Annotated in this window: 19 protein-coding genes; 9 read left to right on the top strand and 10 right to left on the bottom strand. The window is 50.4% G+C overall.

Features of this window, described 5'->3' with window-relative positions; translation table 11 throughout:
* Positions 1-7: 7 nt before the first annotated feature.
* Together AGRI_RS13530 and AGRI_RS13525 are read right to left on the bottom strand one after the other, a co-directional pair.
* On the bottom strand, positions 8-2,257 hold the full coding sequence (locus AGRI_RS13530; RefSeq protein ID WP_008985463.1) for an exonuclease domain-containing protein: 2,250 nt from the start codon (positions 2,255-2,257) through the stop codon (positions 8-10).
* 4 nt (positions 2,258-2,261) lie between these two features.
* Positions 2,262-3,233, bottom strand: coding sequence for a calcium/sodium antiporter (locus AGRI_RS13525; protein ID WP_008985462.1), 972 nt, complete (start codon positions 3,231-3,233; stop codon positions 2,262-2,264).
* Between the two features lie 135 nt (positions 3,234-3,368).
* Between AGRI_RS13525 and AGRI_RS13520 the strand changes: the two genes are divergently transcribed.
* A complete protein-coding gene (locus tag AGRI_RS13520; RefSeq protein WP_040291982.1) occupies positions 3,369-3,551 on the top strand; it encodes a hypothetical protein in 183 nt (60 codons plus the stop codon).
* A gap of 27 nt (positions 3,552-3,578) precedes the next feature.
* Here AGRI_RS13520 and AGRI_RS13515 read toward each other — a convergent pair whose 3' ends face one another.
* Positions 3,579-4,400, bottom strand: coding sequence for a M90 family metallopeptidase (locus AGRI_RS13515; RefSeq protein WP_008985460.1), 822 nt, complete (start codon positions 4,398-4,400; stop codon positions 3,579-3,581).
* An 86-nt stretch (positions 4,401-4,486) separates the two neighbouring features.
* On the opposite strand from AGRI_RS13515, the gene AGRI_RS13510 reads away from it, so the two are divergent.
* Complete coding sequence (locus tag AGRI_RS13510; protein ID WP_008985459.1) at positions 4,487-4,957, top strand: tellurite resistance TerB family protein; 471 nt, start codon at positions 4,487-4,489, stop codon at positions 4,955-4,957.
* A gap of 14 nt (positions 4,958-4,971) precedes the next feature.
* Here AGRI_RS13510 and AGRI_RS13505 read toward each other — a convergent pair whose 3' ends face one another.
* The 3 genes from AGRI_RS13505 to AGRI_RS13495 all read right to left on the bottom strand — a co-directional run bounded on the left by AGRI_RS13505 (position 4,972) and on the right by AGRI_RS13495 (position 7,496).
* Positions 4,972-5,295, bottom strand: coding sequence for a hypothetical protein (locus AGRI_RS13505; protein ID WP_008985458.1), 324 nt, complete (start codon positions 5,293-5,295; stop codon positions 4,972-4,974).
* Between the two features lie 90 nt (positions 5,296-5,385).
* Positions 5,386-6,567: an ABC transporter permease gene (locus AGRI_RS13500; RefSeq protein ID WP_008985457.1), complete on the bottom strand. Its 1,182-nt coding sequence runs from the start codon at positions 6,565-6,567 to the stop codon at positions 5,386-5,388.
* Positions 6,564-7,496 carry an ABC transporter ATP-binding protein gene (locus AGRI_RS13495; protein WP_008985456.1) on the bottom strand — a complete coding sequence of 311 codons (933 nt, stop codon included), beginning with the start codon at positions 7,494-7,496 and terminating at the stop codon, positions 6,564-6,566. The genes AGRI_RS13500 and AGRI_RS13495 overlap by 4 nt, the downstream gene beginning before the upstream one ends.
* A gap of 211 nt (positions 7,497-7,707) precedes the next feature.
* On the opposite strand from AGRI_RS13495, the gene AGRI_RS13490 reads away from it, so the two are divergent.
* Both AGRI_RS13490 and AGRI_RS13485 read left to right on the top strand, forming a co-directional pair.
* Positions 7,708-8,661, top strand: a complete 954-nt coding sequence (locus AGRI_RS13490; protein WP_008985455.1) for a D-2-hydroxyacid dehydrogenase — start codon at positions 7,708-7,710, stop codon at positions 8,659-8,661.
* Positions 8,662-8,708: 47 nt separating this feature from the next.
* Positions 8,709-10,742 (top strand): tetratricopeptide repeat protein, encoded by a 2,034-nt coding sequence (locus AGRI_RS13485; RefSeq protein WP_008985454.1) that lies wholly within the window; start codon positions 8,709-8,711, stop codon positions 10,740-10,742.
* Here AGRI_RS13485 and AGRI_RS13480 read toward each other — a convergent pair.
* The 3 genes from AGRI_RS13480 to AGRI_RS13470 form a co-directional block, all read right to left on the bottom strand.
* Positions 10,725-11,573 carry a pseudouridine synthase family protein gene (locus tag AGRI_RS13480; RefSeq protein ID WP_008985453.1) on the bottom strand — a complete coding sequence of 283 codons (849 nt, stop codon included), beginning with the start codon at positions 11,571-11,573 and terminating at the stop codon, positions 10,725-10,727. The two genes, AGRI_RS13485 and AGRI_RS13480, sit on opposite strands and share 18 nt — an antisense overlap.
* Before the next feature lie 36 nt (positions 11,574-11,609).
* Positions 11,610-12,623: a hypothetical protein gene (locus AGRI_RS13475; RefSeq protein ID WP_008985452.1), complete on the bottom strand. Its 1,014-nt coding sequence runs from the start codon at positions 12,621-12,623 to the stop codon at positions 11,610-11,612.
* Positions 12,624-12,728: 105 nt separating this feature from the next.
* Positions 12,729-14,120, bottom strand: a complete 1,392-nt coding sequence (locus AGRI_RS13470) for a PhoH family protein (protein WP_008985451.1) — start codon at positions 14,118-14,120, stop codon at positions 12,729-12,731.
* 229 nt (positions 14,121-14,349) lie between these two features.
* On the opposite strand from AGRI_RS13470, the gene rapA reads away from it, so the two are divergent.
* The 5 genes from rapA to AGRI_RS13445 all read left to right on the top strand — a co-directional run bounded on the left by rapA (position 14,350) and on the right by AGRI_RS13445 (position 20,432).
* Entirely contained in the window at positions 14,350-17,253 is a 2,904-nt protein-coding gene (gene rapA / locus AGRI_RS13465; RefSeq protein WP_008985450.1) for an RNA polymerase-associated protein RapA, read from the top strand.
* A gap of 1 nt (position 17,254) precedes the next feature.
* Entirely contained in the window at positions 17,255-17,905 is a 651-nt protein-coding gene (gene rluA, locus AGRI_RS13460; protein WP_008985449.1) for a bifunctional tRNA pseudouridine(32) synthase/23S rRNA pseudouridine(746) synthase RluA, read from the top strand.
* A gap of 163 nt (positions 17,906-18,068) precedes the next feature.
* Positions 18,069-19,148 carry an OmpA family protein gene (locus AGRI_RS13455; protein ID WP_008985448.1) on the top strand — a complete coding sequence of 360 codons (1,080 nt, stop codon included), beginning with the start codon at positions 18,069-18,071 and terminating at the stop codon, positions 19,146-19,148.
* A 150-nt stretch (positions 19,149-19,298) separates the two neighbouring features.
* Entirely contained in the window at positions 19,299-19,634 is a 336-nt protein-coding gene (locus tag AGRI_RS13450) for a hypothetical protein (RefSeq protein ID WP_008985447.1), read from the top strand.
* A 72-nt stretch (positions 19,635-19,706) separates the two neighbouring features.
* Positions 19,707-20,432: a DUF3530 family protein gene (locus AGRI_RS13445; RefSeq protein ID WP_162098372.1), complete on the top strand. Its 726-nt coding sequence runs from the start codon at positions 19,707-19,709 to the stop codon at positions 20,430-20,432.
* Here the strand turns inward: AGRI_RS13445 and djlA are convergent.
* Positions 20,419-21,216, bottom strand: a complete 798-nt coding sequence (djlA, locus tag AGRI_RS13440; RefSeq protein WP_008985445.1) for a co-chaperone DjlA — start codon at positions 21,214-21,216, stop codon at positions 20,419-20,421. The genes AGRI_RS13445 and djlA overlap by 14 nt on opposite strands.
* Between the last annotated feature and the right edge of the window lie 50 nt (positions 21,217-21,266).

The following is a 21,266-nucleotide window of genomic DNA, read 5'->3' as shown; positions in this document are numbered from 1 at the left end:
TGTTGACCTAAACCAACTGGCGACGGGCATTAATCAGCTTTAGCAGCTCCGCCGTAGCAGTGGCATCTGCCAGGGCGCGGTGGTGGTTATTAAGGTTAATCTCAAACTCCTCGCATAACTTACCCAGGCTATAGGATGCCAGCCCCGGGTAATAGCGGCGCATATTCACTACCGTGCAGAGCTGCGGCATATCGAATGTGATATCACAGCGGGCGAATTCGGCGCGGATAAAACCGTAATCGAACTTGGCGTTATGGGCGACAAAGACTGCGCCTTGTAAAAAGTCAGCAAGCTTAGTGGCGATATCAGTAAAGGTGGGCGCATCTGCTACCATCGCATTGCTAATACCGGTTAAGCGGCTGATAAAAGACGGGATAGTGCGGCCAGGATTAAGCAGGGTGCTAAAGGTGTCTAACACCTCGCCAGCCTGGACTTTTACCGCGCCAATTTCAATCACCCTGTCGGTGCCAGCTTTGCCGCCGGTAGTTTCGACATCCAGCACCACATAGAGCCGGTTGGGGTCGACTATCCACTGCAGTTTTTCAATCCGGGCGTTAAAACCGGCGTTATTCAGCGCTAGCAGCCGGGCTAACTGGTGGCGCTGAATTTTATCGCCGGGTGCTTTAACTTCGATAAACTGCAGCTGCTGCTCTTTAATCAGCAATAAATCCGGGTAGCCACTGCTATGGCGGTTAAAGTCCTGCGCCATGGCGCGCAGTATTGGCGCAAGAGCACTCTCAGCCGGTTCGCCGCTTTTGTCATTTTCGCCATTTTTGTAATGGCCGCGCGGCGCGTATTGCAGCAAAGGTAATAGCTGTTCAGCGAGATCGCTATGCCAGTAAAACAGGCTATTAGCTTTGCCATAATGCGCGGTTAACGCACTTAGCAGGATGGTAGCGGCATTTGGCGCGGCTAGCTGCGTTAATTTATGTTCGATGGTTGCCTGAAATTGCGGATAAAAGCACCCCGCACTTAAATTACGTGGTCGGCGCTCAAAGGGGTTATGTAGCGCACTGTCTTGGTGCTCAAAGAGTTCATGCCAGAACCACAGACCAAACAACGCCAGCCAAAGATTGTTTTCGCTATGAAACGCCCGATAACCGAGCGCCTGATAATGCGCGATAAGCCCGGCTTCTGCTTTGCCTAAATAGAGCTCGTCTACGCCAATTTGCGGGGCGGCATGCAGCAGCTGTGTCAGCTGCGAACGGCGCGGGCTGTTGTTATCAGCACTAAATTTACGCTGATAAAAATCTTCAGCAAATAACCATTCTTCATCACAGCTGGGATCCTCTAACAGTTGTTGCAGTAACCGTTGGCACTGAATGGTATCACCTTGCTGCCAGTACAGCCGCACCAGACGCTCGCTGGCCGGAAAGCCATTGCTTTGCTGGTAAAAGGCCTGCGCCAATGGTAGCAGTTTCTGCTGCTCAGCCAATTTGCCAAGCTGATAGCAGCGTTCGCTGCGTTTGGTCACGAGCTCCGGAGTAGTGCCAGACGGCCACTGCTGTACTTGTTCCAGCCATGGAGTTAACAGCGATTCGGCATCAGCCGGCTGTTGTTTTAGCTGTTTACTTAAATCGGCCAGTGCCAGTTTGGCTTGCTCTAATTGAAAAGCCAGCTCAGCGGTCGCCAGCTCGGTAAAACGCGGGCTAAATTGCTGCTTAAACTGACCGGTTTGCCGGATCCCCAGATCGCGCAGGGTAAACAGCGAAAGGTTAGGCTCGACCCGTCCAAAATAAAGAAAATACAGATAATTAAGCGCATCCAACCTTTGCAATGCCACATACTGTTGCGGCAACTGTGCGATCAATACCAGCCAATCGACCGGCAACGCCAGGGCCGCGCGCAGCAGCTCGGGCTTGCTGTGGCTTTTTTTTACAGCCAGAGGTAGTGTCAGCTGCGGTGCGGCCAGTTGTAACAACTGCCACAGCGTCTCTTTAGTGAGCCGCAGCCAAAAATCAGGGAGTTCGGCTGCACTAAGCGCTGCGATAAAACCAGCCTGTTGCAGTTCAGACAATAGCGGCGCTACCGGGCCAATTTCGGCATAGTACAGCTCACTCTCAGCAAACACCCGGCCTTTACGATTGAGCATCCGCACCAGCAGCTGTTGCGCCGGCATGCTGAGCTGTTCGAAATCGGCAAGCCAGGTGCTGGCACAGGGTGTCAGACAGGGATCATAATGCGTCTTTACAAACTGCAGTAACTCCTGAAAGTGCTGCAGATAGTAACGGGCATCCAGCTCCGGTCTGACCGCCATGCGTTTAACTAAGCACCGTGCTAATCAGATAGCCGGTATAACCGATAAATATCGCCAGCAACAAGGCGCCTTCAACACGGTTAATGCGGCCTTGTTTTTTATAGCCGTATCCCATCACGAAAATGGCTGCCGTTAATACCGCCATCAGCGTCCAATCACGGGTTAATACCACCGCTTCAACTGCCATCGGCTCAATGGCCGCAGCAATACCTACTACCGCTAAGGTATTAAACAGGTTAGAGCCAATAACGTTACCCAGTGCGATATCATGCTCGCCTTTTTTAATGGCAATAAGTGATGACGCTAGCTCAGGCAGCGAAGTCCCGACGGCGACCACGGTTAAGCCGATAATCAGATCACTGACACCAAGGCTTTGTGCGATAAAGACTGCGCCGTACACCAGTAACCTTGACGCCAGGATCAACAGCGCCAGACCTACCACCAGCCAGATAATGGCTTGTTTTAACGTCATACTCTCAGCAGCGGCCAGTTCATCCCCCATCTCTACCGCCATCGCATCCTGGGGATTACGCATGCCCTGCCACACCGACCAACCCATCAACACAAAGAACACCCCAAGCAGACACCAGGCATCGAAGCTGCTTAATTGATGATCGAATAATTGCCAGCCGGCGAATAGTGTCACCAACATCAAAATCGGTAGCTCTTTGCGAAGCACTTGCGAGTTCACGGCGATTGGGCTTAACAGCGCGACCAACCCGAGGATCAGCGCAATATTGGTAATATTGGAGCCGTAGGCATTACCCAGTGCCAGTGCCGGATTACCATCAGCCGCTGCCATGGCAGAGACCACCATTTCCGGTGCTGAGGTACCAAAACCGACAATCAACATACCGATTAACAGCGGCGGCATACCGGCATACTTTGCTGTCGCCGCAGCACCATCGACAAATTTATCCGCGCTCCACACCAACAGCGCCAAACCCGAAATCAGAGCTAACACGGCCCACAACATTGCTTGCGTCTCCAGAGAGTGAATTGGGTTTATTGTAGCATGACGCAAAATTGGCTAATAGCGGGGCCGCACAGCATTTTTTGCAGCAAAGTCGGCAGGCTGTTAAGCTGCAACAAAAGCGAACAGGAGGCCTTTATGGCGTTGATCGGCATCTTAGCGGTATTATTTTTGGTATTGTTTTTACTGTTACCCCTACTGGAAAAATACGGAAGCAAAGGCGAACAAGCAGAGCAGGATTATCGCAAGTATAGTCGCTGGATCCTGCCATTAGTTGCGATTCTGCTGCTGGCGCAACTGATCAAAATGCTGTTTAGCTGATTAGCTGATTAGCTGATTAGCATAACTTTAGTGCCAACTCAGTGGATTAAGGCGGTAAAAGCGGCTTAATAACTGATAAAGATCGGGATGCTGCGTCGATAACTCTGCTGGCCGCTCAAAAAATATCTCGGTCAGCACGGCAAAAAACTCTGCCGGATTAGTCGCACCATAAGGATCAAGCAATACCGGTAAGCCCTGTGCCACCTTCACCTGTAACTCATTAAAGGCCTGCTGCATCACCGCAGACCATTGTTGATAGTCACTGCTGCGACTCAGCACCGGCGCACCTTGTGTCGGGCCTTGCTCCTGATCCAGCTGATGTGCGAATTCGTGGATCACCACATTATGACCGTCATGCGGATCCGCAGCACCGGCCAGGGTATCCTGCCAACTAAGAATCACCTTACCCTGCCCCCAGGACTCACCACTCAGTACCCGCCGCTCCTCGCGCACTAAGCCTGCGGCATCGGTTTGTTCACTCTCGACAATAAAAGCCGCCGGATAAATCAAAATGCTTTTCAGCTCGGGGTAATAGTGATTCGGCCGGTTCAGCAGTAATAAACAGGCTTGCGCTGCAATAGTTACCCGCATCTCATCGGTAACCTGCAAACCATCACAACCCATAAAGTTTTTTTCGGCGATAAACACCTGGATATGCTTTTTCAGCTGTAATTGCAAATCTGCCGGTAACGCCCGAAAATACGGCATACGTTGCTTCAGTATTTTACGCCAGGCTTCCGGAAAAGGCTTTGCCAGCACACGACGGCGTCGCCATTGCCGCCAGTAGGGTTGCCCGACGACTAAACCAATAATCAAGACTGTCAGTACAGTTAAAATAACGAGCGGCAACTGGGTGCTCCGGTAAGGTCAGGCGAACTCTTTTAGTGGGGCAGCGTCTGATAAAAATCAAGCATCGACCCAATTGGAGATAAGTATTGTTTAACTTCCTGAAAAATCTGCTGGAAAAAGCCAGCGAGGGCTTAGCGGGCAGCGCCGGGCAACAGGCAGTCTGGCAAAACGCCGGCCTGAGCGAAACCCAATTTATGGCAGTGGTGTTATTATTGCAGCTCAGTCATGCTGACTTTGACAGCACCGAGCAGGAACAACAGCTGGTGCTCGGCTATCTGCAACGGGAATATCAATTAGCTCCCGATATCGCACAGCAGGTGCTGGCGCAGGCCAATCAGTTAGCCGCGGATGCGACCTGCCTGCATGCTTACACGTCTAAACTTAAGGTGCTGTCGGAGACCGAGCGCTTGGTGCTGCTAAATCAGCTGTGGCAACTGGCCTGGGCCGATGGCAGTGTTGATCCGAATGAGGAGATGATGCTGCGCAAAGTTGCCGATTTACTGTTTATCCGTCATAGCGACTTTATTAAAGCCAAGCTGGCGAATCAGCCTGCTTAGTTTAGGGCTTGTTGTTAACGCGGTTCTGACTCGTCTTTGCGTAATACTTCGCCTTCAATAACATTACCGTGGGCAGAGCGATTGTCACTGTATTGCTGCTGTTGATAACGCTCCGCCTGCGCCCGGAATTGCCGCATCCGCTGGCGGTGACGGTAGAGTAAAATCGGGATCAGGATCCAGCTTAGTAGCAGTGCAAACAACAGAAAAAACGCCCCCACCAGTAACATCACACCCAGCACTAACCACGCCAGTAAGCGTTGCAAAAAACTGCCCTGGTTACGCAACTGAAACTGGCGCTGCCAGGCCGACGCTTGCTGGCGAAATGAAGGATCAAACATAGCTTTCCTTTAAAATTTAAACAGGCCGGTTCGCATAACCGACCTGTCAACATCATATCTGCTTTGGCTGAGTCTAGGCGGAATAGTTCATCAATCTACCTTATTACTCAGCGCCCAGCGCATAATATCGCCCCAGCTGGGTTCTTTGCCATACATTTGCATACCACGTAAAAAGATCCGGCCGGCAACCCGGCGCAGCCAGTATAAGGTTGCAACGAGTAACAATAGCGATAATGCGGGTTGCCACCAGGGCAATTCCACCATCGCCAGTCGCACCGGCATAGCGGCAAAGGACGTAACAGGTAACCAGCTGAGTAAGGTCATCGCCCAGCCGGTCGGGCTATCAATCACCAGATAGGTAAAGAGTAGCGGTAGCCAGGTAATCATCATCACCGCGCCCTTGCCACTGGTATTCGGATCATCGATAGAGGCGGCGATGGCCGCCATAAAGGTCGCGCAAAGTACCACACCGAGCAGCGCAAAGGGTAACAACCAGGCCAGCACACCAAAGTTCAGCCAGTCCAACTGTAACGGCTTATTCGCAAATATCAGCACACCCACCACAAAACCTAATAGCATCATGAGCGTGGTGGTAAACATCGCTTTTAGTGCACTCAGGCTGTGTCCAAGCACCTTACCGTCAATCCACTGCTGCGGCGTGACAATCGCATACAGTTGCTCGGTGACCCGTTGTTGTTTTTCACCGGTGATACTCATCAGCAACTGACCAAAAGCGGTGGATAATCCGATTAACAGCATAAATAACACTGCTAACGCAATCAGCTTCTCCGGCCGATCTTTGCCCTTGTAGTTGTCATCCAGAAAACGCATTTCCAGCGTCACCGGCTGTTGCAGTTTAGTTAACTGCGCCTCAGTCCAGCCTTGCTCAGCGGCATATTGCTGGCGGTAATATTCCTGCAGCACTGTTTGCAACTGTTGCTGCCATTTTTTACCGGCTTTGGTGTGAATAATTACCTGCTCTGACGTCGGCTCAAGCACGGCATGCCAGGTTTCATCAGCTTGCAGTTGCTGCAATTGCTCAGCAAAACTAATGGTCGGTTGCTGAAATTGAAACTGCTCGGTGCTTTCAATCGCAAAACCGGCCGGCACGGCAATCCGGTATTGCTGGCGGCCTTCATCCACAAAATAACTCCAAGCGAAGACCGCACCCATTACCCCAAGCATAATCAGATAAGAAATCAGCTGCTGTTTCCATTTAAAAAAGCGTAAGAACTCCCATTTCGCCACGGTAATGCTTTGTTTCGAAATCATACTGCTGGCTCCTGCTGCTGATGTTGGCTCATGGCATTCAGATAGAGCTGATGCAAATCCGGGTTTTGCATCGTCACCGCTCTGAGTGGGCAATGGGGTAATAAGCGCTGCAAGCAGTCGGATAGCTGGCCACTGCCCGACAGTTTCAGGGTGAGTCGTTGTGGCGCAGTCAGTTGCCAGTCCAGATCCGGCAACCATTGTTCCAGCTCGGCCGGCGTTAACGCGCGCTCAGTCTCAATTAATACCTCAGGCTGCGGCTGGGCCTGAGTACGAATTTCACTCAGGGTGCCTGCCAATACGGCCTTACCCTTGGCCATCAGTAACATATGATCAGCCAGCTTTTCGACCATCGCCATCTGATGGGCACTCAGAATCACCGTCATCCCCTCGGCCCGCAGCCTTTGTAAAAACTGTACAACCTTTTCCTGATTGATCGGATCCAAGCCAGAAAAGGGTTCGTCCAGAATCACCAGCGCCGGCCGGTGGATCACTGCCGCAATCAGCTGCACTTTTTGCTGATTGCCTTTCGACAATTGTTTTAATTCTTCTTTACGCCGGTCAGTGAGCTCAAATACCGCCAGCCAGTGTTCCAGTTGCTGCTCGGTTTCCGTGGCCGACAAGCCATGCAACTGCGCCAGATAACGCAGATTTTTTTCCACACTTTTATCAATATACAGCCCGCGGTCTTCCGGTAAATAGCCCAGATAACGTCGCGGTACATGATCAAATACTTCATCACCGTGCTGCACACTGATACTGCCACTGTCGGGTCGGGTCATGCCGACCAGCATCCGGATAATTGACGATTTACCGGCACCATTGGGGCCCAGTAAGGCAAAAATTTCACCGGGACGAATTTGAAAGCTCACCCCTTGTACCGCCTGCACTGTGGCATAGCTTTTTTGAATATCATTCACTGTTATCTGCATCTTGGCACGACCTGTAAGTATTTTTGTTTACTGTATCAGCTCTCACCCGTAACGTAAAAAACAGATTTGTTAGCAATTATGTAATAAAACGTACAGATTTCAGCCGATGCCACTGAGTTTTCGACCATAGTCGCAACCTTTACAGCTGCATTAGATCGCAAGCTATGCTAAAACAGCAGTTTATAAAATAGCGAAGCTGATCAATCTCATAATGCGTTACAACATTGTATTTTTAGATGCGGCCTCCCTGGGGGATGCCGACCTAGCCGCACTACAACAACCTGGTTGTGAACTGCAGCTGTTCCCGTACTCTGCGCCAGCGGATATCGTTGACAGACTGCAACATGCCGACATTGCCATTGTCAATAAATGCCGGCTGGATGCCGCCGTGCTGGCACAACTGCCGCGGTTAAAAGCCATTATGGTTGCCGCCACCGGTATGGATAATATTGATTTAACCGCTGCGGCAACGCAGGGGATTCAAGTGTTTAATGTCAAGGACTACGCCGGTACCGCAGTGCCACAACATGTGTTTGCGCTGCTGTTAGCCCTGAGTAATCAGCTGTGTCAGTATCAGCAGGCAGTGCAACGGGGCGACTGGAGCCGCAGTCAGAATTTTTGTTTGCTCGATTACCCAATGTTCGAGTTAGCCGGCAAAACCATGGTGATTGTTGGTTATGGTAGTTTGGGTCAGGCCACAGCGGAGCTGGCTAAAGCCTTTGGCATGCGGGTGTTAATTGCCGAACGTCCGGATGTCACAGAGATTCGCCCGGGTCGGATCGCCTTTAACAACGCGCTGGCACTGGCAGATGTGCTATCTTTACACTGCCCTCTGACACCGGCAACACAGCATTTGCTTAACCGGGAGCGACTGGCACAATTAAAAGCCGGGGCTGTGCTGGTTAACACTGCCCGAGGCGGTTTAATTGAAACCGAAGCCTTAATCGCAGCCCTGAAATCCGGTCAGCTGCTGGCAGCAGCACTCGATGTGCTGGAAACTGAGCCACCGCCGGCTGAGCATCCGTTACTGCAATGTCGTTTACCGAACTTGTTGCTTACACCCCATATTGGTTGGGCAAGTCGGGAAGCGCGAACAAGAATGGTACTGAAAATCGCAGCCAATATTCAGAACTTTGTTAACAGCAGAATGGAAACCAGACGGTAGACTACAGCCACCAGTCTGGCTGGCGTCCCAGATAATAAGAGCAACTCATGCGTATTTTAGCGATAATTTTTATAGTGATCTTCAGTAGCCCGTCACTGTGTGCTACCAGCTTATCTGAACGTTTGCGCGACGCCGCCAGCAGTCAGGCTGCGGCGGAAAAAAACATCGAAGCCCTGCATACTCAGGCGACCGATCAGCTCAGCACTGAGGATTACCTGGTGCTGTCAGAAAGTTATCAAACGCTCAATAATCGTGATGCCGCCCTGGACGCGGCCAGTAAGGCTGAGCAGTCAGCGGTCACACCTTATTTAAAAGCGTTAAGCTTTTATCATAAAGCACAGATCCACGGTATTTATTACCAGAACGCCGAGATGGCAATCCAACAACTCGTTGCAGCAGAACAGATTTTATCCAACGCCGAAGACAAAACCTCACAACTTTTACTTAACGATGTACTACATAGTTTTGCTTCTGCTTATAACTTGCGTGGTCAACTGGCTCAGGGGTTAACCTATGCTGAGCGCAGCTTAAAACTTGCCCGTCAATTAAATGAACCCGCGCGTGAATTGAATGCATTGATTATCGGCGGCCGGCTGGCACTGCAAAACAATCAGTACCAACAAGCATTTTATTATTTGCAACAAGGCGTAACCTTAGCATCTAAGCTGGAGGATAATGAGAGCCTGGCATCATTGCATTTTCGCCTCGGCATGGCCTTTCGCAAACTGGATCTGCACCCGGAAGCGCTGGAGCATTTTCAGCAGGCGGCAGAACGTTACCGGGCTCTGGATCGCCAATCTAATTATGCTTATACCCTGATTTATCTGGCCGAGACCTATCTTGAGGAGCCGGTGCAAACCGACAAAGCAGAGAGCTTATTGCAAGAAGCCAAACTGATCGCTGAACAGCAACAACATGTCTTGCGGATGGCATTAGTCAACTACAGTTTGGGGCGGGTGGCCCTACTGCGCGAGCAATATCCAGCTGCTGAGCAATTCTATCAGCAAGCACTACAACAATTCCGACAGGTTAATTCAGCGACTTACACACTGGAAGCGGCTCTGGCACTGGTTAGACTGTACTATCAACAACAACAGTATCCGGCCGCCACGGCATTATTGAACGAATTAAGCCCGAATATCGCTGAAGCCGCAACTTATCTGCAATTGCGCTTTTATACCAGTGCCGCGCTGTTAGCGGCGGCGAAAGGCGATTGGCAGCAAGCGTACCTGGCCCAGGAAAAAACGACTACGCTGAATCAGCAAGAATTAACTGAACACTTACAACAACAAATGACCCAGTTAAAGGGCAGTCTGACGCAGAGCTCTGACCAAACAGATGTCCGCGAAGAGGTGTTGGCATTGCAGCAGCAGTTGTCTGCGTCTGAATCCCGGCAGTTACTACTGCAATTGTTGCTGGTAGGTCTGATTTTCACCGCCTTCGTGATCTGGCAACTCTACCGGCGCCAGCTGCCGGCGGGGCCCTTACCCAGCCAGACAGAGCTGACGCCACGGCAATGGAGTCAATTCAGGGATAAAGTAAAACAACAGACGGCCAACACGCCACTAAATCTGCTGCTGCTGTTACCACGTGATCGCACCGCTCTGCAACAGCGCTTTGGCCGCAAGGTCATCAATACGTTATTGCAACAGGTACGGCAGGAGCTGGACTTGCCAGAGGTATCAGCTTGTTACAGTGGCAGTGAAATGCTCTGGCTGGCGACACCAACAGAGCATGCCGATGCATTAATGCCAAAAGCCCAGCAATTGCTACAACAGAAACTGACTGCCCTCGGCGCTGAGCCGCGGATTATTTGTACTAACCTGCCATTGGCTACCTTATTGGGGGAGCACTGGCAAAAAGACGATTTAAGTGCGCTGCCAGAAGTCATTTGGTTTGGCTGGCACCTTGCGTCCAATTCTCAAACGGACCTGGCTACCTGGCAGTTAGACGTAGAGGCATCGCATCCACGTCCCTGCGAATGGCAGGCTGAAAATTTACGCACGGATATGCTGAATGCCTGCAAACTGGGTGAGTTACAACTTTGGCTGAACGGGCAAGAATTAAAGGCCAGGCTGTAACACATCAAAGTAGTACGACGCTGGCAACGTAAAATGTTGCTGGCGTCGCGTAAGCGGACAGTTAAAACCTAAGGCAATTGCTTGTAACGCCAGACCTGATGCCGACTTGTTTCCTTTGCCGTATTGCGGATCGCCCAGCACCGGATGCCCCACTGCAGCAAAGTGTCGTCGGATCTGATGTTTGCGCCCGGTAATGAGTTGTACTTCGCATTCGCTGTAATCCTGATTGGCATCATAACGCAGCACACGAAAGCGACTTTCGCAGGCTTTACCATCCAGCGACTGCCGGATAACGGCCTGACTTTGTAAATCTGCGGCCAGCTGCCCCTTTACCCGTATCCAATAGGTCTTATTGATTTGTTGCTGTGCAATCAGCTTACTCAGCGCTGCTGCGGCTTTTTTATTATGTGCCAACATCACTAAACCGCTAGCTTCACGATCCAGGCGATGGAGTAAAAAAATCGGCCGCGCAGGCTGCAAATGCTGCTCTGCGTAACGCATTAAACTCAGATGGTCACCCCATTCATTACCCTGACTCAACATACCTGGCGGTTTAAACCAAATACTGTATTCCCGCTGATCAAACAATAACCGGGCAGGTTTACATTGGCGTTGCAGAAGCTCAGCATCATAGTGCAGAGCCAGTTGAGCGCCGGGATTTAGCATAAATTGGGCGCGCCGCAACCGCTTGACCGGTTTGGTCAACAGTTGTACTGCCCCTTTTTGCATTGCATCTTTTAGCCTAGCCTTGGCAAGTTCAGGCACCTGAGCGGCCAGTAGCTCAATGGCACTGCCTGCAGTGGTCGCGGTAATCTGACGACTTATTTTCATGCTGCTCCAACAGCAGCTTATCTTAGCTGCGCGTTATCAGGGTTTGAGACGGGTGATCTTATCAAACATTTCTTCCCAACCACCAGGAATATGCCTGACCCCACCCTGATTTCGCGCTAACCGCTCAATATGGATCCCCAACCGCTGCAATGGCTGTAACACTTTTTGTTTGTAGCGGTAAAAAAACGCCAGCAAGGCAGCCGCCAATACGAATAAATAACCAAACCAATAGCCAAGAAAGCCTGCCATCCCCTCACTAATCAGGCCATGACGCTGCTCCAGCATCACCAAAGATAAAGGTTGTTGACCGATCCGCTGTAACTGCAACAAGCGTTGCTCTAACTGACTGCTCGCGGCAACGGTGCCTCCCAGGATCTGACCACTTTCATCCAGTAACAGAAAATCAGCCTCCGGCGTTACCTTCTGCAACGGCTGCAAAAGCGCTGGGATATCAACAACAAATAACAGTCTGCCGGTTTCGCCGGAGGTAAATTTCAGCGGCGTGCTAAAAATCAGTTTATTGTCATCAGATTTGCTTAGCGCCACTTTGTTGTCAGCACTCAGATTGCCAGCTAGCCAGGGGCTGAGCGCCTGGATTTGTAGTAATGACAGCTGCTGTGGCTGCAAATAAATAAAGCCGCTATCAGAAGTGTAAAGCACCCGCTCTAGCCACGGATAAAGCAGGCGGCTGGCGTTAAAGGCGCCGGTGTTTACCTGCAGAAAACTCCGCTCCACCGCAGAAGCACGTTGCTGCGCATCAGCTTCTGTAAGTGTTTGTCCATCGCGGTTATACAATGTTAAAGGTAACGCCGGAATGATAGGCGAGTGACTCAGCGCCTGCTGTTGTAACCATTCACCCAGTTTTAGCAAGGGTGCCAGTTGGATATCCAGCTGTAATGCTTTTAATTCTAATTGCTTCGCCTGCCGGGTCATCCGCTGGTCTAGGGTCAATAAGAAATGGATAAAAGCGGCTCCGACCGAGAGCAATAAGATAAACACCAAAGCGATGCGCAGATTACGCTGAAAATCGCTGGTTGCTGGATTCTGCATCGGCAGTCCTTGCTGCAGGTTAAGATAGTGACAACATAGTATTTTTTTCAGAATAGTCAAATAGCGGCGATAGCACCAGCCGCTATCTGCCAGCTGAAAAGTGACCTATAAGTTTGCCTCGGCAAAAGACGCCAGCCGACTGCGCACCACGCCATTTAAATTGATGGTGGTACTGCCTTCAAAGTTTTTAAATCGCTCTACGATATAGGTCAGGCCAGAGGTCACCGCGGTTAGGTAATTGCTGTCAATTTGTGACAGGTTACCGGAACAAATCAACTTAGTGCCTTCACCACAACGGGTAATAATGGTTTTTAACTGGGCGGCGCTGAGATTCTGACACTCGTCCAGAATGACTATTGCATTCTGAATGCTGCGACCACGCATAAAGTTTACTGATTTAAACTGAATATTGGCTTTTTCCATAATGTAGTTAACGCTGGCATGCGGGTGTTCGTCAGTTTTGTGTAACACTTCCAGCGAGTCGGTGATAGCCGCCAGCCAGGGCGCCATTTTCTCCTCTTCGGAACCTGGTAAAAACCCTATCGACTCGGCAATTTCCGGGGTATTCCTTGTTACAATTACCTTGTCATACAGCCCTTTTTCAATCACCAATTCCAGTGCTGCCGCTAAGGCAATGAGCGTTTTACCACAACCGGCGGGACCGGTCAGGATCACCAGATCCATCTGCGGATCCAACAACGCCTGCAGAGCCATCGCCTGATAGATATTTTTCGGATGGATGCCCCAGGCATGACGATGCATTAGCCGTTCAACGCCATAATCAGCAATTTTCAATTCCTGCTCTGTAATAGCCAACACCTTACCAGCAAAAGTTTCAGCGTCATCAATCAGGTATTCATTTACATAGGCATTGGGTAGTACTTTACGACTGACGTAATGCACCACCTCACGCCCTTCATTTACTGTGCGGCATTCGCCAACCTGTGACCAAAACTCGCCGCTAAACTTGTAATAGCCTTTGTATAGGAACCTGACATCGTCGATTAATTGGTCGGTACGGTAATCTTCGACCAGTTTTAACCCGGCGCCCTTAGCTTTCAGCCGCATATTGATGTCTTTAGTGACCAGTATGACTTTGACCGGACTCTTTTCGCGCTGTAAATAAAGGGCAGTGTTAATAATCAGGTGATCGTTTTCACCACCGGGTAAGCCAGGAATTTCATCTTTTAAATGGTGGTCGTTGATAATAAAGATATGCCCGCTGGGTCTTTCATCACTGCGGGCCGGTAAGGCGACACCGTGCAACATTTGCTCCGGCGAAGCATCCTTGAGCACATCCTCCAGCGCCCGGATCGCCACCCTGGCGTCACGACTGACATCCTTATGCCGGTCTTTAATATGATCCAGCTCCTCCAATACCGTCATCGGAATCACGACATCATGTTCTTCAAAGTTTAGGAAAGCGAAAGGTTCGTGTAGCAGTATGTTGGTATCAAGGACGTAGATTTTCTTTTCTTTCGATTTTTTCCGCGCCATAGGCACTGCTCCTTTATGTTCGTAACGTACCACGTTTCTCATCCTGTTTACTCAGCATAGTGCATCCCTCCGAGACTGCTATACTGAACGCAAATTTTTTGAATCCGCTGCCTCTAACCATGCGACATTCTGATGACAGAAAAATGACTAGCCGCCCTTGTTTAACAGATGCATCCGCCGTCATTTCGCTGTACCATGGCGCCCCATTTTTAGACTGCCAGGATTGAGTATGAGATTTGCACTGGGCCAGCGCTGGATCAGCGATGCGGAATCAGATTTAGGTTTAGGAACCGTCATTGCGATTGAGGGGCGGATGCTAACTTTGTTGTTTCCAGCCAGTGGCGATACCCGCCACTATGCCCAGCAAGAAGCCCCTTTAACCCGTGTCAGTTTTAACAGTGGCGATGAAGTAAAAAGTGCAGAAGGCTTTAGCATGCTGGTGCAAGACGTTACCGAGCAACAACAGCTGCTTAGTTATCATGGTGTACGCACTGATAATGGCGAAGCCGTGGTATTGCGGGAAACCTTTCTGGATCATTTTTTAAGCTTTAATAAACCGCAAGACCGTTTATTTGCCGGCCAGATTGATCGCTTTGAGTACTTCCCGCTGCGTTACCAAAGCTGGCAACAGCAGCAACAATTGCAACAAAGCCCACTGCGTGGCTTAGCCGGCGGCCGTGTAAGTTTAATTCCACATCAGCTTTATATTGCCAGCGAAGTTGCCCAGCGCCACGCGCCCAGGGTGTTACTGGCTGACGAAGTCGGCCTGGGCAAAACCATTGAAGCGGGTCTGATCCTGCACCAGCAACTGCTGACCGGCCTTGCTAGCCGGGTATTAATTGTCGTTCCTGAATCCTTGCAGCATCAATGGCTGGTTGAAATGCTGCGCCGCTTTAACCTGCGATTCTCGATTTTCGATGAGGAGCGCTGCCAGCAAGCGCAATTAGATGCGGATAACCCTTTTGATACTGAGCAGCTAGTACTGTGCAGCCTGGAGTTTCTAACCAAGAAGAAAAGCTGGCATGAACAAGCTGTCAGCAGTCACTGGGATATCCTGGTCGTCGATGAAGCCCATCACTTGCACTGGCAACCAGAAGCGGCCAGTAGTGAATATCAGCGCATTGAAGCACTGGCGCAGGATACGGCAGGCTTAATCCTGCTTACGGCCACACCCGATCAACTGGGCCATCAGAGCCACTTCGCCCGCCTGCGTTTATTGGATCCGGCGCGCTTTCATGATTATGAAACGTTTTTGGCACAAGAGCAGTCTTATCAGCAAATCGCTGAGCTGGCCAGACAATTACTGCAAACGACCCAGCTCGAACAACCTCTGCTTGAGCAGTTGCAACAACTGTTAGACGATGATGAAAGTGGCAGCTTGCTAAATCAATTGGTGCATACTGAGGTTGAATTACCCGAGGTGAAAGCCGCGTTGTTAAAACAGTTACTGGACCGTCACGGCACCGGCAGAATCCTGTTTCGTAACAGCCGCGCTGGCATCAAAGGCTTTCCGCAACGTTGTCCGATACCCGTTGCCCTGCCGTTGCCTGCACAATACGAAAATGCATTAAAAGTTTTTAGTAATCTGCAACAAGACGCCCCCGTAACCACCCGAATTCAGGCGCAACTTTTTCCGGAGCAAGTGTTTCAGGATTTTGAAGGCCAGAGCAGCCAATGGTGGCAATTTGACCCCAGAGTCAGTTATTTACTGCAGCTGCTAAAAGCCCATAAGCAGGCAAAATTTGTACTCATTTGCAGTAAAGCGGCGACAGCTATTGCGCTGGAAGAAGCGCTGCGTACTCTGGAAGGGGTCAGAGCGGCGGTATTCCATGAAGGGATGACGATTGTCGAGCGCGATAAAGCAGCCGCTTATTTTGCGCAGGAAGAGTACAGTGCTCAGGTGCTGCTCTGCTCTGAAATTGGTAGTGAGGGCCGGAACTTCCAATTTGCTCATCATTTAGTGTTATTCGATTTACCGTTAAATCCTGATCTGCTGGAGCAACGGATCGGCCGGCTGGATCGGATCGGGCAACAGCATGACATCCAGATCCACCTGCCCTTTTTTGCCAATAGTGCGCAACAAGTCTTATTTGACTGGTATCAGCACGGGCTGAATGCTTTTGCTACGACTTGTCAGAGTGGACGCATTATTTTTGAACAACAAAAAGCGCTGCTGTTACCCTTACTTGCCTCTGCCACACCAGACTCAGTGCTGGTGCAAGAATTAATTAACAGTACCGCCGCGCAGGCCAGACAATTGCAGCGCGAGCTTGAGCAAGGCCGTGACCGCTTACTGGAACTTAACTCTGCGGGTGGCAGTAAAGCGGTAGCACTAGCGACAGAGATCGCCCAATTAGATCAGGATGTCCGGCTACCGATGCTGATGTTTAAAGCCTGGGATCTGCTTGGCGTTAATCAGGAAGACCGTTCAGATACCAGTATTATTCTGCGCCCGTCCGAACAGTTACAAATGAACTACCCGGGCCTCGATGATGAAGGTACTACCGTTACTTTTGATCGTGCCACCGCGCTGGCGGAAGAGGATATTCAGTTTTTAAGCTGGGATCATCCGATGGTTACCGGCACTTTAGATATTTTAACCAACGAGCAGTTCGGCAACAGCTCGGTCGCGTTATTGCCGAATAAAGCGCTACCGGTTGGCAGCTTTTTCGTTGAGCTGATTTATATTGCCGAAGCCAGCGCACCGGCAAGTGTGCAACTGAATCGCTATCTGCCGCCAACACCGATCCGTTTGTTGCTCGACAAAACAGCCAAAGATCTGGCTGCTAAAGTGCCATTTGATAACTTTAACCGGCAATTAAAGCCTGTGGGCCGGCAAACTGCAGCCAAGCTGGTTAACGCCCTGCAAACGCTGATCCATCCACTCCTTAGCAAAGCAGAGCAGCAAGCTGCAGGACAATTGGCGGCGTTAAAAACAGCGGCGAGCAGCAAGCTCAAACAGCAACTAGACGAAGCGATTCAGCGGCTGCTGGCACTGCAAAGCGTAAACCCGCTGGTACGCCCCGAGGAAATCGCGCATTTAAAACAACAACAACAGGAAGGTTTAGCCTACCTCGAGAAAGCCCGTTTAAAATTAGACGCGATCCGGGTCATTGTTGTGAGTCACGATTAAGATGCTGTTGGAGTATCAGCCACCGCTTTGGCCGTATTTGGATATTCTGTATCAGGATGAACAACTGGTCGTACTGAATAAACCCAGCGGTTTGCTCTCGGTTCCGGGTAAAGCGCAGGAGCATTTTGACAGCCTGCAATACCGGGTACAGCGGGTTTGGCCGCAAGCTACTGTAGTACATCGGCTGGATATGGCAACGTCAGGCGTGATGGTGATGGCGCTGACTAAAGCAGCGCAACGGGAATTAAACCGCCAGTTTCAACAACGGCTCACAGCGAAACGATACATTGCGCTGGTACAAGGTCAGCCGCAGGCTAACATTGGCAGTATCGAGTTGCCATTGATTTGTGATTGGCCTAACCGCCCGAAGCAAAAGGTGTGTTTCGAGCACGGCAAACCCTCGCTGACTCATTTCCGCGTGCTGCAACGCTATTCGGAATACAGCAGACTGGAGCTGGAGCCAGTGACTGGCCGATCACACCAGTTAAGGGTGCATATGCAGGCTATCGGACATCCGATACTCGGTGATAAATTCTATGCCACAACTAACACACCGACAGCCCCCCGCTTGCAATTACACGCAGCAGAGTTAATGCTCTGGCATCCGGTGTCCGGCGCACGGCTGCAGTTTGCTGCCGTTTGCCCGTTTTAGGCAAATATTTAGCTTTTTATTAACGCAACATTCAGTTAACTCAGCTAATATAGTCGAGTGGAATAAAAAATAACCGAAAATTCTGCAAAACTAATAATACTGTCAAAACAATATGGTAAACTTGCATGAGTTTGCTAAGTTGGATGAATCTAAGGAGAAACGGATGAAACTTAAAGCAACCGCTATTGCAGTCCTGACTGCGCTGCCTCTGCTAAGTGTACAAGCTTTTGCCAATGCACCTTCTGCACAGGATTTGGAGAAGAAAGTTTTTGGTTCATTATTTGGTGAGGCTTACTTTACGGATATCCGTAAAGGTCAGTCTGCTGCCTGGGACAATGTTGATAATGGTTGGGGCGTCGGTGTCGAGCTGGGTTACCGCTTAAATGAAACCTGGGGTATTCGTGCTGAGTACGCCCGTCAGAGCCTGGACTCGCTAACACAAAACTCTCGGGTAACCGGTGATCGTTTCGGTTTAGACGCGATGTACCACTTGGCTAACACAAACGTTTACATCGTCGGTGGTTGGAAACACTTCGAACATAATGTGGCGTTCGATGCACTGAATGTCGGTGTCGGTTATCGTTACTTTGTCAACGAAAGTGTTGCACTGTTCGTCGAAGGTAACCGTTTCCGCGGCATCAGCCGTGGTCAGTGGAACGATGCATCAATTAAGTTAGGCGCCAGCTGGATCTTCGGTGCAACGCCTGCCGCTGCCCCTACTCCGGCACCACAGCCAGAGCCGGCACCAGCACCTGCTCCTGTTGTTGTAGATTCAGACGGTGACGGCGTACCTGATAGCCAGGATCGTTGCCCTAATACGCCAGCGGCACACAAAGTGGATGCGCAGGGCTGTACTATCTACACCGAAAAAATGGACCGTGTAGGTGATGTGGATATCGAAGTTCGCTTCGCTTTCGACTCAGCCGTTGTTTCTCCGGAAGGCCGTACTGAAGTTAATCAGTTAGCTGCCTTTATGAAACGCTTCCCGGAAGCGGTAGTCTTTATCGAAGGCCACGCTTCCAACATCGGTAGCGCGGATTACAACATGCGCTTATCAGAGCGTCGGGCTAAAGCTATCGCTGATTTGTTAGTGGCACAAGGTGTTGAGACATCACGCATTACCTCTAAGGGTTTTGGCGTAACTCAGCCACGTGTACAGGGTAATACCCGCGAAGCACACCGTGCTAACCAGCGTATTGAAGCAAAAGTAACGGCAACTGTTAAAGAGCCGGTACTGCGCTAATAGCCAGTAAGTATTAGTTACGTATAAAGCCGCTGCTTCAGCGGCTTTATTTTTGCTCGGTTAGGGCCTTTCTAACAAATTTCTGTTGCTGACTACTACCAAGACTGCTAATTTTCTACCCGAACCTATAAACTCCGGGAAAGAGTCAAGATGTCTGGTTTTATCAATTCACTTGTCGCGGGCTCCCTATTGTTAAGCTGTGCTTCCGCATCCGCTGACACGGCATCAGCCAACGACATGATCCAATTACAACATGCCGCTCATGTCTGTAATGACGAACAGGAAGCCAAAAGATTAGCCGCCAATGATCATCTGCGGGAAATGGCAAAAGCACTGGTCGAATTTAAAGCCACCAAATACTGTTTTATCATGCAACCTTCGGTGCTGGTTAAACTACTTGAAAACCATGGTGGTTATGTCAAATTCAGTCATGACAACAGAGTGCTTTTTACCTTTGCTGAACATTTGGTCAGTAGTACACCATAAAGTTTGCCTGTTATTAGCCGATAGCCTGCTATCACTGACAGCAATCTGATCCCTATGAAACTTGCGGCTTGTTTGACTTTAGCTGGAATCTTATCCTATCCGGTTACCAACCAGGCTGCGGTCTGGCAGGATCTGCAACGTCAATACCCGCAACAGTCTCTGCAGCAATTACAGTCGGCGACATTATCTATACAGGTATTGCAACTGCCAGCCCAAACCGCGGTAGTCCGCGGAACCTTGCTGCTGTTGCCTGCCGCAGGGCGCCATCCATATAGCCCTGATCTCTTTCACACCCTACAGCAATTAAGTGCCGAAGGCTGGCAACTGGTATTTATGCCTGCCCCCGACACCACACCCCCAGATGTCGCGCGACAAGCATTACTAAACACTGAACTCCGGGCACGCTGGCAACTAGTACAACCTTTGCTACAAAGGCCAGTAGTCGTTATTGCTCAGGGCGAGGTCGCCGGCACCCTAAATTTGGCGCTGGCCGAAGATAAAGATACTCAATTTCAGCTGGATGCGCTGGTCAGTCTAGGCGCCTATCTGTCAGATCCGAAACTTGATAACCAGTTACAACAGCACATTGCGCAGCAAAACCTACCCGTGCTGGATCTACTCACCCAGGCTGATCATCCCGGAGCGATACGTGGTGCTGAGCAACGGCAGCAGCTGGCTCGTACTCTGCAAACGCCATTCTACCGGCAACGCGCGCTAAACGATTTTAGTTATCACAGTAGCCAGCAACAATGGCTGCTGCGCGAAATCAGTGGCTGGCTTAAAACTAGTGGTTTTTAGCCCGGTATTGCTTAATCACTTCGTAAGCGGCCTGAATATCCTGCGAACGTCGCTTGGCGACATCCAGCATCGCAGCAGGTACCCCTTGCGACATCAATTTGTCCGGGTGATGCTGCGCCATCAGCTTACGATAAGCCCGCTTTAATTGCAGATCTGTCACTGTGCTATCACAACCCAGCACCTGATACGCGGCAACCAGTCGTTGTTCTGTTGAGGTATGTTCTGTTGGTTGGCTGCCACTACGGGCCTGGTAAGCACGCAATAATTGCTCTAACGTTGCCCGTGGTATTTGCAGGATGTCCGCAATTTGCCACAGTAACTCTCGTTGTCCGGCCACCATTTTCCCACCAGTACAGGCGATGCTGAGCTGAATTTCTAAAAATAGTTGTAACACATCTGGCCGACGGCGATAGCAATAATAGAATTCGTTAACCTGAGCCCGCAGAGGAAAATTAACCGCTTTACCATCCCGAAACGCAGCTTGTGCTTCCCGTTGTTGCCGGGCGGACAAACCAAGCTGTTGCATAAACAAATTTGCCTGCTCAATATGTGCTTTAGTAACAATGCCGGTTGCTTTAGCCAGATGCCCCATCACCGCGAAAGTACTGTACATAAACAAAGCTTGTTCGTCGTCGGAGCCCGACATGGCGGCTAACCCCCGCCAGTCGGCAAATTTACGCGCAAACCATTGGTCAGCCAAATGACCTAACAGCACCCCAAGGATTAAACCAGGCAGCTTTAACAGAGCCAACCCGAACAAGGCGCCCAGAACTTTACCCCACACCTGAACTTCTCCGCATTTTTACTACCCAAGCTGCCACGCGCAGTATGAGC

This window comes from Alishewanella agri BL06 (assembly GCF_000272005.1).
Taxonomy (GTDB): domain Bacteria; phylum Pseudomonadota; class Gammaproteobacteria; order Enterobacterales; family Alteromonadaceae; genus Alishewanella; species Alishewanella agri.
Note: the sequence above shows the minus strand (reverse complement) of the source record. Positions and strands in the feature narration are given on the sequence as shown.